Raw genomic sequence first — 14,012 nt, forward strand, 5'->3', positions numbered from 1 at the left:
CTGGGCCTGACTCTCGACGAACTGCCGGAGTCTCCGGACCCGGATTGGGTTTTCGATCAGTTCCTCACGTGGGTGACCGCGCAGGGCATGACGCTCTACCCGGCCCAGGAGGAGGCGATCCTCGAGCTGGCGTCGGGCTCGAACGTCATCCTCTCGACGCCGACCGGGTCCGGAAAGTCGCTCGTCGCGCTGGCCGCGCATTTCAGTGCGGCCGCCGCCGGACAGCGCACGTTCTACACCGCGCCGATCAAGGCCCTGGTGAGCGAGAAGTTCTTCGCGTTGTGCGACGTCTTCGGCGCGGACCGAGTCGGAATGATGACCGGCGATGCTGCGGTCAATCCGGGCGCTCCCATCATCTGCGCGACCGCCGAGATCCTGGCGAACCTGGCGCTTCGCGAGGGCTCCGACGCCGACGTCGGACAGGTGGTGATGGACGAGTTCCACTACTACGCCGAACCGGATCGCGGCTGGGCGTGGCAGGTTCCGCTCCTCGAACTGCCGAAAGCGCAATTCCTCTTGATGTCCGCGACGCTGGGCGACGTCGACTTCTTCGTGGACGATCTCACGCGCCGAACTGGTCGCTCGACCGCCAACGTCACCGGCGGTGACCGCCCCGTGCCGCTCTATTTCAGCTACTCGCTCGTCCCGATCACCGAGACGATCGAGAACCTCCTCGAAGGCAATCAGTCACCCGTCTACATCGTCCACTTCACACAGGCAGCGGCGATCGAACGGGCGCAGGCGCTGACGAGTCTCAACCTTGCGACTCGCGCCGAAAAGGACGCGATCGCCGCGGCGATCGGAGACTTCCGCTTCGCCAAAGGCTTCGGCGCGACGTTGTCGCGGCTGGTCCGGCACGGCATCGGCGTGCACCACGCGGGGATGCTGCCGAAGTACCGGCGGCTCGTCGAACGCCTCGCGCAACAGGGTCTGCTCAAGATCATCTGCGGCACCGACACCCTCGGCGTCGGCATCAACGTCCCGATTCGCACGGTGTTGCTGACCGGGCTCGCCAAGTACGACGGCCAGCGCACCCGGCATCTGCGGGCGCGCGAATTCCACCAGATCGCCGGCCGAGCCGGCCGCGCCGGGTTCGACACGATGGGCAACGTCGTCGTTCAGGCACCCGATCACGAGGTCGAGAACGCCAAGGCGATCGCAAAGGCCGGCGACGACCCCAAGAAGCTCAAGAAGATCAAGCGCAAGCCCGCCCCCGAGGGCTTCGTCTCGTGGAGCGAAGGCACCTTCAACCGCCTCGTCGCGGCCTCGCCCGAACCCCTCGTGTCACGCTTTCGAGTGACCAATTCCCTTCTGCTGAATGTCATTTCACGGCCCGGTAATTGCTTTGCCGCCATGCGCAAACTCCTCGAGGACAACCACGAGGCACGCCCTGCGCAGCGCCGCCACATCCGGCATGCGATCCGGCTCTACCGCGCGCTCCTCAACAGCGGAGTCGTGGAACGAATGAACGAGCCCGACGAACAGGGCCGATGGGCTCGCCTGACCGTCGACCTTCAGCGAGACTTCGCACTCGATCAGCCGCTCGCACCGTTCGCCTTGGCGGTGTTCGAACTCCTCGATGCGCACTCCCATGACTTCACGCTCGACGTCATCTCGGTCGTCGAAGCGATCCTCGAAGACCCGCGCCAACTTCTCATGGCACAACAGAGTGTCGCCCGCGGCGAAGCGGTCGCCGAGATGAAGGCCGACGGGCTCGACTACGACCAGCGGATGGCACTCATCGAGGACATCACCTGGCCGAAGCCGCTCGGCCATGAACTGCTCGAACCCGCCTTCGCGACATTTGTGGGCGGACACCCGTGGATGAGCGAGTTCTCGCCCTCGCCGAAGTCGGTGCTGCGCGAGATGATCGAGCAGTCGATGACGTTCAGTGACGTCGTGAGTCGCTACGGGCTCGCACGCTCGGAGGGCCTCGTCCTGCGCTACCTCGCCGATGCCTATCGCGCGTTGCGCCGCACGGTTCCCGATTCGGTGCGCACCGACGAACTCGAGGAATACACCGAATGGCTCGGTGAACTGATCCGCGGCGTCGACTCGAGCCTCATCGACGAATGGGAGCGACTGACCGACCCGGCGGCTCCCGCCGTCCCCGCCGAAGCCCGCCCGATGACGGCCAATCCCAAGGCCTTCCGAGTGGCCGTACGCAATGCGATGTTCCGGCACATCCTGCTGGCGGCGCGCAAGGACTGGTCTGCGCTCGAAGACCTACACAGTGGACTCGACGCCGACGGGTGGGAGGAACTCCTGACGCCCTATTTCGACGAGTACGAGGTACTCGGTACCGACGGCGCAGCACGCGGCCCGAAACTGTTCCAGCTCACTGAGGGCGACGGTGTCTGGAACGTCCGCCAGGTGCTCGCCGACCCGGATGGCGACCACGGCTGGTCGATCAATGCCGTGATCGATCTCGAGGCATCGGCCGAAAGCGAAGAAGTCGTATTCGAAGGCATCACAGTCGCCGTAGGCTGACGCCGTGGCAATCGAGGTGACCGTTGTTCGGGTCTTCACCGCAGCGCATGGGAAGCATGGCAACGAGCTGGGAATCGTTGAGGGCGAAGGCTTTGAGCCGATCGAACGGCAAGCGTTGGCGGCCGCCCTCGGCTTCAGCGAGACGATCTTCTACGTCGACATCGGAGACGCCGCCGTCGCCCGCATCCACACTCCGACGATCGAACTCCCCTTCGCGGGACACCCGAGTGTCGGCCTTGCCTGGTGGCTTGGCCAGACGGGCAGCAACGCGACGAGCCTCGCCCTCGCGGCGGGTGAGGTCGAATTCGAGTCTGAGAACGGCCTGACGTGGGTTAGGGCGCGCGCCGAGTGGGCACCGGAATTCACGTTTCACCCCAAGTCCGACGCCAGCGACATCGACGAGCTGAATCCGGATGACTTCACTGAAGGCGAGCATTACGCCTGGGCGTGGACCAGCCCAGGAAACGTGCGATCGCGGATGTTCGGACCGGGACTCGGCGTCGCCGAAGACGAGGCCACCGGCGCCGCCGCCGTCCGACTGACCACGCTCACGCGGAAGAATCTGACCATCACGCAGGGACGCGGATCGCAGATCTTCACCAAGTGCCTGGACGACGGCTGGGTCGAACTCGGCGGCCGCACGGTGTACGACCGGACGATCCCGGTCTAAAACTCGTCGAGCGCGGCCCGGATGCGGGTCGCCAACTCCTCGACCTCGGCGTCGGTCATCACGAACGCCGGCGAGATCTGCAGCGCACCCGCACCGCACGCCCGCGTCGAAACACCGTGGCGGCGAAGCGTCTTCACGAATCCCATCGCTTTCGACGCGTCCGCGAGCTGGATGCCCGCGACCGCCCCGAGGCCACTTCGCACTTCGGCGACCGCCGGGTGTTCGGCAAGCGGCGACAACTTCTCGTGCAGTGTCGACTCGAGTCGCTTCGCCTCGACAAGGAGGCCTTCACGCTCGATGATGTCGAGGTTCGCGAGCGCCGCCGCCGCCCCCGCGGCATGGGCGCCATACGTGTAGCCGTGACGGAGCCAGGTTCCGCCGGCGAAGAACGGCTCGGACACTCGCGGCGCGGCGAACACCGCGCCCATCGGCACATATCCCGACGTCAGTCCCTTGGCCGTTGTCATGAGGTCGGGTTCGAGCCCGAACTTCGACGATGCGAACCACGATCCGCCGATGCGGCCGAAGCCCGTCACGACCTCATCGGCCACGAACAGGATGTCGTTCTCGCGGCAGATCTGCCGAACCTCGGTGAGGTAGTTCTCGGGAGGCAGGTAGACACCGCCAGCGCCGATGATCGGCTCAGCGAAGAAGGCCGCGATGCGGTCGGCACCTTCGGCCTCGATGAGCGCACGCAGGGCCGACGCGTCGTCCCACGTGACCGTGCGGGCTTCCGGCATCAGGTCGCCGTAGCCCTCGCGGTTCAGCGGCAGTCCAGACAGCGACGTACCCGCCCAGTGCATGCCGTGGTACGCCTTCTGACGGCCGACAATGAGGGTCTTCTCCGGCTTGCCCATGACAACCCAGTAGCGACGGGCCATCTTGACGGCGGTGTCGATCGAGTCCGAGCCACCGAGTGTGAACATGATCTTCGAGTTCTGAACGGGCGCGATGGTGGCCAGCCGCTCGGCGAGTTCGATGGCGGTGTCCGTCGTCAGGTCGCCGAAGTTCGAATAATGGCCGATCTTGGTCAACTGTTTCGCTACGGCATCGGCGATCTCGGCGCGGCCGTAGCCCACGTTGGTGAACCACAGGCCGGCGGTCGCGTCGAGGTACTCGTTGCCTTGGTCGTCGTAGATGCGGACGCCTTCACCGCGCGTGACGACGAATGCCCCATCCCGCTCGACCGCTCCCATATCTGCGAAACCGTGCCACAGCGCACCCATCAGAAACTCCCCCATCATCTTTCGAGCAATTGCGCGGTCCACCCCTGCCGCGCATTTCGATAACCTGTATCCAGTATGTCTTCCGATCGCCAGCCACCTGGCCACCACCGAAGGCGGCCGTCCCGCCGATCTGATCCTCGCTTCGGAGGACGCCTTTCCGTTTTAACGTACGCGGACGCATATCGCCTTTCGCGCCGGATTGAACGGATCGCGAACGACGACGACGTCGTGTCGGTGGAAAAGGCGCTGTCGCAGGCTGAGGCACGCGTCGCAGTCCGCCAGGCGGCCGTCCCCGAGATCACCTTCCCACCACAACTTCCGGTGAGCGAACGCCGCGATGACATCGCGGCCGCCATCAAGGCCCACCAGGTCGTCATCGTCGCGGGCGAGACCGGCTCCGGTAAAACCACACAGATACCCAAGATCTGCCTCGAACTCGGCCGCGGAGTGCGTGGCGTCATCGGCCACACACAGCCGCGCCGGTTGGCCGCGCGAACAGTCGCCGAGCGCATCGCCGAAGAGCTCGGCGGCGAAATCGGCGGAGTCGTCGGATATTCGGTGCGTTTCACCGACCACATGTCGGACTCAACGCTCGTTCGGCTCATGACGGACGGCATCCTGCTGAACGAGATCCAGCGCGATCGAATGCTCCGCCGCTACGACACGATCATCATCGACGAAGCGCACGAGCGCAGCCTCAACATCGACTTCCTGCTCGGCTACCTCAAGCAGCTGCTCCCCCGCCGCCCGGAACTCAAGGTCATCATCACGTCGGCGACGATCGACCCCGAGCGCTTTGCGAATCACTTTGCCGTCGATGGTGTTCCGGCGCCGATCGTGGAAGTGTCCGGGCGCACGTACCCGGTCGAGGTCCGCTATCGACCGCTGACCCTCGAGACCGAAGACGAGGTCATCGAGCTCGACGCCGTCGATGCGATCGGTACGGCAGTACAAGAACTGTTCGCGGCCGGCGATGGCGACGTCCTGGTCTTCCTATCCGGCGAGCGGGAGATCCGCGATACCGGCGACGCCCTGCGCGACCTCAAACTGCCGCGCACCGAAATCCTGCCGCTTTACGCCCGATTGTCGATCGCCGAGCAGCATCGCGTGTTCTCCGCGCACACGGGCCGACGGGTGGTTCTCGCGACGAACGTCGCCGAAACCTCGCTGACCGTTCCCGGCATTCGCTACGTGATCGACCCCGGCACCGCACGAATCTCGCGGTACTCCAAGCGAACCAAGGTTCAGCGCCTGCCGATCGAGGAGATCTCCCAGGCGTCGGCCCGGCAGCGATCCGGCCGATGCGGACGTGTCGCGGACGGCATCTGCATCCGGCTCTATTCAGAGCAGGACTTCGAGGACCGGCCGGCATTCACCGAGCCCGAGATTCTCCGCACCAACCTGGCCTCGGTCATTCTGCAGATGGCGAACCTCGGCCTCGGCGACGTGGCGATCTTCCCGTTCGTCGATCCGCCGGACGAACGCAACATCCGGGACGGCCTCGCCCTCCTGCACGAACTGGGTGCGATCACCGCGCCCGAAGAAGACCACATTCCTCGGCTCACGCCGATGGGACGGCAGCTTGCCCGCCTCCCCGTCGATCCGCGAATGGCACGGATTCTCGCGCAAGGCCACGCTTCGGGCTGCCTCGCGGAAACACTGATCATCGTTTCCGGAATGTCGATTCAGGACGTGCGAGAGCGCCCGACCGAGCACCAGCAAGCCGCGGACACCGCACACGCGCGGTTCCGCGTCGACGGCTCTGACGTCCTCGCGTACCTGAAGCTGTGGGAGTACCTCACCGACCAGCGCCGAGACCTGTCGTCGAGCGCGTTCCGCCGCATGTGTCGCACAGAGTTCCTGCACTGGTTGCGAATTCGTGAATGGCAGGACCTGCACGGACAGCTCTCCACGATCGCCAAGGACCTCGGCTGGACACCGAATACGGCTGCCGCGGCACCGAACGCCGTCCATCGAGCGGTCGTGTCAGGTCTGCTGTCGCACATCGGCGTTCGCAGTGCGGACGCCACCGATCGCGAGTACCTCGGCGCCCGCGGCGTGAAGTTCGCGATCTTCCCCGGGTCGTCGCTCGGCAAGAAGACCCCGCCGTGCGTGATGGCCGTCGAACTCGTTGAAACGTCCCGACTGTGGGGCCGCACGGTTGCGCGAATCGAACCCGAGTGGGCCGAGGAATTCGCCGAGCACTTCGTGAAGCGCAATTACAGCGAACCTCATTGGTCGACGCGCAATGCCGCGGCTATGGCGTACGAGCGCGTGTCCCTGTACGGCGTGCCGATCGTGGCGCGGCGAGCCGTCAATTACGCGCGCATCGATCCCGAACACAGCCGCGAACTGTTCATCCGGCATGCCCTCGTCAACCGCGAGTGGGAGTCGAAGCACACTTTCCTCACCCACAACGACTCGATTCTCGAGCAGGCCTCGTCGATTGAGGATCGAGCACGTCGCCGCGGCCTCGTGGTCGATGAGGATTCGCTGTTTGCCTTCTACGACAAGCGAATTCCGAAGGACGTGGTCAGCGGACGGCACTTCGACAAGTGGTGGCGGGACGCCCGCAAGAAGCAGCCGGAACTTCTCGACTTCACGCTCGAATCGGTCATCAACGACGGTGCCGACGATGTTTCGCGTACCAGCTATCCGGGCGCGTGGCGTCAGGGTGAGATGCAGTTCGACCTCACCTACTCGTTCGAACCGGGCAGCGACACCGACGGCGTCACCGTCCGTATCCCGGCGCCGCTCATCGCGCAGGTGTCGAACACGGGTTTCGATTGGCTCGTGCCCGGGATGCGAGAAGAACTCGTGACGGCACTCATCAAGTCGCTGCCCAAGCACCTGCGACGCCTCGTGGTCCCCGCGCCCGACTTCGCGCAGGCAGCGTTGGCGGTGATGACTCCGCGCTCGAAGCCGGTTACCGAGGCGTTGGCCCCAGAACTGTCGCGGTTGGGCGGAACGCAAATCCATCCGTCTGACTTCGACCTGACCGAACTGCCCGGTCACCTGCGCATGAACTTCGCGGCCGTCGCCGAGGACGGCTCGATCACCGCGCGTTCGAAGAACCTCGATGACCTCCGGCAGAACGTTGCGCCGCGGGTCGAACGTCAGGTGTCGCGCGCGACGGCACGGTTCGAGCGCGAGCCGGCGAAAGCCTGGACAGCGGACGCCCTCGGCGACGTGCCGCGGAAGATCAGCGGCACGATTGGCGGGCACCGCGTCAACGCCTATCCCGCGCTGACCGCCGAACCCGGCGGAGTCGCCGTCCGCGTGTATTCGACGGCATCCCAGCAGACCACCGCGATGCGTGTCGGTACGCGAGCGCTCCTCAATGCGGAACTGCCGGCGAGCACCAAGTACGTCCTGGGCTCGATGTCGACGGTCGAACGTCTCGCATTGGGCCACAATCCCTCCGGCAATGCCGAGGCCTTCATCGACGACTGCCGGCGCGCCGCGATCGACGCCCTGGTTCCGCGGTGCGGCGGCTTCGCCTGGACTCCGACTGAGTACGTCGACCTGCGGAAACGCGTCGCCGCAGAGCTGCCGGACGAGGTGATTTCCGTGGTCCACGTTGCTGTCACGGTTCTCAACGAGTGGCGGAATGCGCAGGAAGCTGCGTCCGCGATGCCTGCCGCCATTCGACGAGTGTTGGAAACGCATCTGCGTTCACTCGTGTTCGACGGGTTCGCGACCGAGTTCGGCGCGGAGCGGTTGCGTGCACTGCCCCGCTATGTCGAAGCGGCGGCCGTCCGGGCAGAGAATTATGCGTCGAATGCCGGCCGGGATGCCCAACACCAGGTCGTCCTCGACAACCTCGACGCGGAATATGAAGATCTCAAGGAATCACTCCCCGCTGATCGACGCGACGGCGCGGCCGTCGAGAACATTCGATGGATGCTCGAGGAGTTGAGGGTCAGTCTGTTTGCTCAGCGGGTCGGCACCGCGTATCCGATTTCGGAAAAGCGTGTGCGGACAGCGATCGCCGAGGCGCGGCACTGAGGGTGATGTGCCCTTACTTCGCCTTCGTGCGGTGTTGCCGAAGATCCTGGATCTCGCGTTCGAAATCGTCGGCCGACGAGAACGACCGGTACACGGAGGCAAAGCGCAGGTAGGCCACTTCGTCGAGGTCGCGCAGCGGTCCGAGGATCGCCAATCCCACTTCGTGCGAAGGGATCTCGGCAGAACCCGAAGCCCGCACGGCGTCTTCGACCTTCTGGGCGAGCTGCATCAAGGCATCGTCGTCGACATCGCGACCCTGACATGCCCGACGGACGCCGCGAATGACCTTCTCGCGACTGAAGGGTTCGGTGACGCCACTCCGTTTCACGACGGCGAGGACGGCGGTTTCGACGGTCGTGAAGCGGCGACCACAGGACGGACACGCTCGGCGACGACGAATTGCAGAACCTTCCTCCGCCTCACGGGAGTCCACGACGCGGGAGTCGGGATTCCGGCAGAAAGGGCAGTGCATATCACGTCCTTTGTCGAGACCGTGGCGCTGCGGGTCGAGGAAGGAAACCGTTCCCAGCGCGCTCGGCCGTGCATGGCCAACCTTCCCAAACAATACCCGTACGGTCCCGGGCACGCCGCCGCCCTCGTCCGCGAGCGGAAGCCACATCGGCGCCCGCTCCGGGGACACCATTACCGACCACCTTCGGCTCCGGCGACGGCCGCAGCCACCGGGAAACCACCCGGCATGCCGCCGCCCGAGGCGAAATCGGCGATCGCGACCAGGCCCACGACAACCAGCGCGGTGAGCAGCGCCGCGACGATGAGCGTCACGATGTTGATCGTCTGTTCCGGCAGCTCCTGGTGCGACTGCTCGGTGTAACCGAATGCGTTGCCGTAGGAGAACTCTCGCCGCGGCGCACGGCGCGAACGGCCGGTGTGCGCAGCGGGGCGCGAACCCCCGGCGTAGGTGCGGCGCCAGCGCTCCGGGTCGAACGGGGTGCTCGAACGGAAGTTGTGAGTGTCGATTGCGATGGTCATCTCTGTCTCCCCTGTCATGAGTTGCGGCCGTTCGACCGCGGTTGTTCGAAACTGCGTTCGATGAACGCCTGTTCGAATTTTGTAGCACTCCCCTCTGACAAGTGTCACGACAGATTTGGAAAAACATCGAACAGATGTTTGATAACGGTGTGCCGCTGCGCTACATTCAGGTCCGACAGAGAAGCAGTGAAGGGAGACATCTCATGGCTGGGAGAGACCGCAGCGGTACCGGCGGCTCCGATGTCGATTCGCTGGACTCGATCGATCGGGTGGACTCCGATACGTCGGTTCTCACCGACCGCCAGCGGAAGGTTCTCGAAGTCATTCGTGCGTCCGTGTCGGAGCGGGGCTACCCCCCGAGCATCCGCGAAATCGGCGACGCCGTCGGCCTCACCTCAACGTCGTCCGTCGCGCACCAGTTGCGCACGCTCGAACGCAAGGGCTTCCTTCGTCGAGATGCGAATCGTCCACGCGCCGTTGATGTTCGGAATCTCGATGAGACACCCCGATCGCCCGAACCGGGTGGCGCGTCGCTGCCGGCGCCGGCCTACGTTCCGGTCCTCGGCCGCATCGCTGCCGGTGGTCCGATCCTGGCGGAAGAAGCCGTTGAAGAGATCTTCCCGCTGCCGCGCGAACTGGTCGGCGAAGGCTCGCTCTTCTTGCTCAAGGTCGTCGGTGAATCGATGATCGACGCCGCCATCTGCGATGGCGACTGGGTCGTCGTACGGCAGCAGAACGTCGCCGACAACGGTGAAATCGTCGCGGCAATGATCGACGGCGAAGCCACGGTCAAGACGTTCAAACGCAAGGACGGAAACGTCTGGCTCATGCCGCACAACGCGCTGTTCGAGCCCATCCCGGGCAACGACGCGACGATCCTCGGCAAGGTCGTCACCGTCATGCGCCGCGTATAAGAGTTCGACAGATGGCTTGGCTCCAGTATGGGAGCCAGGCCATTGTCGACAGGCCTCCTACGTCAGCGACTGGTCCAGACCGGAGCCCGTTTCTCCGCGAAGGCCATGATCCCCTCCGTCGCATCGGCCGAGAACAACGCCTCGGACGCGATGTCGTTCTGCCGCGCGAATGCCTCCGCGGTCGACCAATCGCTGGTCTCATCGATGATCTGTTTGCTCGCGAGCAGACTCAGCGGCGCATTGACCGCGATCTGCTCGGCCAGTCGGAGTGCCCCGGCAAGCGCCTGACCAGGTTCGGTCACTTCGTTGACCAGGCCATAAGACGCCAGGACCGCCGCCGACATCGGGTCGCCGGTGAGGGCGAGCTGCATCGCGATGTTTCGGGGCAGTCGCTCCCGCAACCGATACACCCCGCCGCCGGCCGCGACGAGTCCGCGCTTCGGTTCGGGAATGCCGAACTGCGAGTCCGATGCGGCGACGATGAGGTCTGCCGACAGCGCCAGTTCGCATCCCCCGGCCAGCGCCGGCCCCTCGACAGCGGCAATGAGCGGTTTCCGTGGTGGTCGCCCCGCGAGGCCCAGCGGTCCACGCCGTTCCGTCATCGGAACCTCACCGCGCGCAGCGGCTTTGAGGTCCATGCCCGCGCTGAAGTAACCACCGGCGCCGGTGAGAATCGCGACCTGAGCGTCCGGGTCAGCCTCGAAACTGTCGATGGCGCGTTCCAGAGCCGTCGCCATGGCGAGATTGACGGCATTGCGAACCGCGGGCCGGTTGAGGGTGATCACCATGATCGACCCTCGGCGTTCCACGAGAACCGAAGGTGGAGGCGGCGCCGGAAGATCCGTTCGATCCCGGCTGGTGATCGTGACGGTGTCCCCGTCGACCGTCACCGGGAGCCCCAGGACGTCCTCTTCGATCAATTCACTGATGAATTCAGGCGCCTTGACGCGCACGAGCACGCGGGCCCCGTCCGGTGCGATCGCGCTGACGATCGCTGCTTCCGGCTCTCCATCACGGCCGTACGGCACGGTGTACGCCTCGATCACCGCGGAGCCGCGATAGCCGGTTCGCACAGGCCGTGACGGCGGGTGATCGACGAACGGCTTGAGGTACTGATACGGCTTTGCCGGCGGTTTGGCCGAGTACACGCCAATCGAGTGTTTGGTCAGGTACCAGCCGAGTGAGGTCGTCAAACCATAGGACTTCGGTCGGCTGCGCAGTCGCTCGACCATCGTCGCGATCGAGTGACCACCGAAGTTGTTGCCCGGGCCACCGCCAAAGGTCAGACCACCCGTCACCGACAAGGGGCGCGAGGGATCGTTGATCGGCAGCCCCAGCTCGCGTGCGGAGATCTGCACAGCCGAGGGAAAGCACGAGTAGAGGTCGACTTCATCGATCTCGTCGATGGTCAGGCGGGCATGATCGAGCGCTGATTGTCCGATCGTCCGGATTGCCGGGGACGCGGCCAACTCGGCCCGCTCGGTCGCGAACCACTCATCGTGCGCCGATGCTCCAGCGTGGATGAAGACCCACTTGTCCTGCGGAATTCCCGCCTCCTGCGCCGCTGCCGCACTGCAGACGATCACTCCGCTGGCCATGTCGACCTGCAAGTTCGCGCACAGGAGCTTGGTATAAGGCGAGGTGATCATGCGGTTGCCGCCGGAGACGTCGAGGAGCGAATCGGCATGGAACTGCTCCGGCTGCCAGGCGTGCGGGTTCTGCGCCGCAATCGCCGAGAAGGTCGACCACAGCTCCGCGTTGGCCTTGGCATGCTCGCGCGGCGACAGTCCTAGACGGCGGCGATTCGCGGAGTCCATGAGTGCGAAGAGATAGATCGGCGCCCCGAGTCCAACGGCGGTCTCGGAGTCGTTGTTGCCCTGCTTGTCCAATCCGACCACTCGAGTAGGACGCACGGTCGGCGGCTGCCCGGGCCAAGACAACCCTGGGTGGCTGGCCAGCGTGGCACCGGCTTCGGCACCAGTCACCAGCACGATGCGATGTTTCCCGGTGGCGACGGACTCCGCTGCCTCATTGACGAGCACTTGTCCGGCGTCACCACCGAAGGGCACCGATTGCACTGTTTCGGACGGTGTCGTGCCCAACACCGCAGCAACGGCCGCACCGAGATCGCGATACTGCCACGAGGCGGACGCAACCGCGTACACCGCGTCGGCGGACCGGAGCAAAGCGTCTCCAGCACCGCAATCACGGGCGGCCAATCGAAGAGCGGACGCGGCCATTGCCGCCGGGTCCCGCGCCGGATCCGGCACACGGTCGACGACTTGCCCGACGCCGACGAGGACCGGGGTGTTCGGCGCCAGCATCGTTCCGGTGACTTCGTGCAGAACGGGCTTACGCGACGGTGTTTTTGCACCCTGCAACGACGCGACAGCCGCTGCGAGCCGATGCAGCGATTCCTCGAGACTTTCGGTGAAACTACGCAGCAGGGATGCTCCGAGCGGGCCCTGCACCGGCTGACCCGCAAGCCCCACAAACACCGACAACGTCGATGATCCAGGGCCGTCAGGCTCGACAACCAACCAGAATCCCAGCGTGAGACCCATCGGCCCGCGGCCGCGCATCTCAACCCCGGTGTCGCCGGCGGAAACGACCGTCCATGCGACATCGGCCGGAATTCCCATGAGTTTGGCCTGCTGGATGAACTCGAGACCCGGATAGGCCGCCGCAGGTGGCTCGCCCCGGAAGCCGGCATGGACCGTCAACCAGTCCGGAAGCCGGGCGAGGTCGCTGACGAAGGCCGCAACAGCTTCGGGCCCGGCGTCGAGGTGCATGCTTGCACGCGTCTGCCGGTCGAACGTATCCAACTCCGGAGGTCCTGCAGCCGCAGCCTGGGTCGGACCGACCTGCTTCCGGCCGATCAATTCGGCTCCGATTTCGCGGAGTATTCGCGGGTCACGACGGACCGCTTCGACGAACTGCTGAGCGCTCCTCAGCTGTCCCCGAAGGACTCGAATCGGCTTGGGTGTCATCGCAAGCTCCTCACCAAAGTTACTTGGAACTATTAACCGCGTAATAGTTCCATGTCAAGATGAGAGGGTGACACGACCGGGCGCTCCGATGCCGACGCTGCTGCAGCGGGCAGTCGGCCAAGCCCTCGACGTCGACGCCACGAGCGACAAGGAATCCCAGGTTCTCGACGCCGCATTACGGGTGTTGGCGCGCAAAGGTACGCGCGAGGCAACGATGGACGACATCGCCGCTGAATCCGGCGTCGGCCGCACCACGCTCTTCCGTCGGTACGGCGGCAAGGACCAACTGTTCGAGCAGGCACTCGGACGCGCCATCAGACAACTTCTCACTGATCTGGCCGACAGTTTCACAGTCGTCACCGACGCTACGGAACAGTGCGTCGTCGCATTTCAGACCTGCATGCGCCTGCTCGACGACATCCTGTTCGGAACCGATGAACGTCATCGCGCGGACCTCATCCATGCCTTGGGTCATGGCGAACCGTCCGCGCTGCAGGTCGGCCATTCCGCCGTCCGCACGAACATCGCGAAAGCTCAGAAAGCGGGAAGAATTCCGCCGGGCAATCCCGACGCACAGGCCGATGTCTTGATTCACCTGATGATCGGCTACCTGATCAGCCCACGTTCGATTATCGACCTCAGCGATCCCGACGCCGTCGCACGACTCGCACGAACGACGATTGCGTCCGTTCTGCTGTCGCCGAACATGTCCGCGACGGAGTGA

Annotated in this window: 9 protein-coding genes; 5 read left to right on the forward strand and 4 right to left on the reverse strand. The window is 65.0% G+C overall.

All coding sequences use genetic code 11. The features are described 5' to 3' along the window. The first annotated feature begins 6 nt into the window (after window positions 1-6). Together F600_RS0111685 and F600_RS0111690 are read left to right on the forward strand one after the other, a co-directional pair. Window positions 7-2,490 carry a DEAD/DEAH box helicase gene (locus F600_RS0111685; protein ID WP_026306453.1) on the forward strand — a complete coding sequence of 828 codons (2,484 nt, stop codon included), beginning with the start codon at window positions 7-9 and terminating at the stop codon, window positions 2,488-2,490. A gap of 4 nt (window positions 2,491-2,494) precedes the next feature. Next, a complete protein-coding gene (locus tag F600_RS0111690; protein WP_018160804.1) occupies window positions 2,495-3,160 on the forward strand; it encodes a PhzF family phenazine biosynthesis protein in 666 nt (221 codons plus the stop codon). Here F600_RS0111690 and F600_RS0111695 read toward each other — a convergent pair. Beyond that, window positions 3,157-4,386 (reverse strand): aminotransferase family protein, encoded by a 1,230-nt coding sequence (locus F600_RS0111695; protein WP_370670709.1) that lies wholly within the window; start codon window positions 4,384-4,386, stop codon window positions 3,157-3,159. The genes F600_RS0111690 and F600_RS0111695 overlap by 4 nt on opposite strands. 75 nt (window positions 4,387-4,461) lie before the next feature. Between F600_RS0111695 and hrpA the strand changes: the two genes are divergently transcribed. After that, window positions 4,462-8,394, forward strand: a complete 3,933-nt coding sequence (gene hrpA, locus F600_RS0111700) for an ATP-dependent RNA helicase HrpA (protein WP_026306455.1) — start codon at window positions 4,462-4,464, stop codon at window positions 8,392-8,394. Window positions 8,395-8,407: 13 nt separating this feature from the next. On the opposite strand, the gene nrdR is transcribed toward hrpA, so the two are convergent. Together nrdR and F600_RS0111710 are read right to left on the reverse strand one after the other, a co-directional pair. Beyond that, a complete protein-coding gene (nrdR, locus tag F600_RS0111705) occupies window positions 8,408-8,866 on the reverse strand; it encodes a transcriptional regulator NrdR (RefSeq protein WP_026306456.1) in 459 nt (152 codons plus the stop codon). Between the two features lie 170 nt (window positions 8,867-9,036). Beyond that, on the reverse strand, window positions 9,037-9,384 hold the full coding sequence (locus F600_RS0111710; RefSeq protein ID WP_018160808.1) for a hypothetical protein: 348 nt from the start codon (window positions 9,382-9,384) through the stop codon (window positions 9,037-9,039). Between the two features lie 203 nt (window positions 9,385-9,587). On the opposite strand from F600_RS0111710, the gene lexA reads away from it, so the two are divergent. Beyond that, window positions 9,588-10,298 carry a transcriptional repressor LexA gene (gene lexA, locus F600_RS0111715; RefSeq protein ID WP_018160809.1) on the forward strand — a complete coding sequence of 237 codons (711 nt, stop codon included), beginning with the start codon at window positions 9,588-9,590 and terminating at the stop codon, window positions 10,296-10,298. Window positions 10,299-10,360: 62 nt separating this feature from the next. On the opposite strand, the gene F600_RS0111720 is transcribed toward lexA, so the two are convergent. Further along, window positions 10,361-13,288: a crotonase/enoyl-CoA hydratase family protein gene (locus tag F600_RS0111720; protein ID WP_018160810.1), complete on the reverse strand. Its 2,928-nt coding sequence runs from the start codon at window positions 13,286-13,288 to the stop codon at window positions 10,361-10,363. 67 nt (window positions 13,289-13,355) lie between these two features. On the opposite strand from F600_RS0111720, the gene F600_RS30340 reads away from it, so the two are divergent. Continuing rightward, a complete protein-coding gene (locus F600_RS30340) occupies window positions 13,356-14,012 on the forward strand; it encodes a TetR/AcrR family transcriptional regulator (RefSeq protein WP_156024541.1) in 657 nt (218 codons plus the stop codon).

This window comes from Smaragdicoccus niigatensis DSM 44881 = NBRC 103563 (genome assembly GCF_000380645.1).
Taxonomy (GTDB): domain Bacteria; phylum Actinomycetota; class Actinomycetes; order Mycobacteriales; family Mycobacteriaceae; genus Smaragdicoccus; species Smaragdicoccus niigatensis.

Coding starts and splice junctions, on each gene's coding strand:
- F600_RS0111695 (WP_370670709.1), bottom strand. CDS start 4,386: ATGGGTGCGCTGTGGCACGGTTTCGCAGATATGGGAGCGGTCGAGCGG.
- hrpA (WP_026306455.1), top strand. CDS start 4,462: ATGTCTTCCGATCGCCAGCCACCTGGCCACCACCGAAGGCGGCCGTCC.
- nrdR (WP_026306456.1), bottom strand. CDS start 8,866: ATGCACTGCCCTTTCTGCCGGAATCCCGACTCCCGCGTCGTGGACTCC.
- F600_RS0111710 (WP_018160808.1), bottom strand. CDS start 9,384: ATGACCATCGCAATCGACACTCACAACTTCCGTTCGAGCACCCCGTTC.
- lexA (WP_018160809.1), top strand. CDS start 9,588: ATGGCTGGGAGAGACCGCAGCGGTACCGGCGGCTCCGATGTCGATTCG.
- F600_RS0111720 (WP_018160810.1), bottom strand. CDS start 13,288: ATGACACCCAAGCCGATTCGAGTCCTTCGGGGACAGCTGAGGAGCGCT.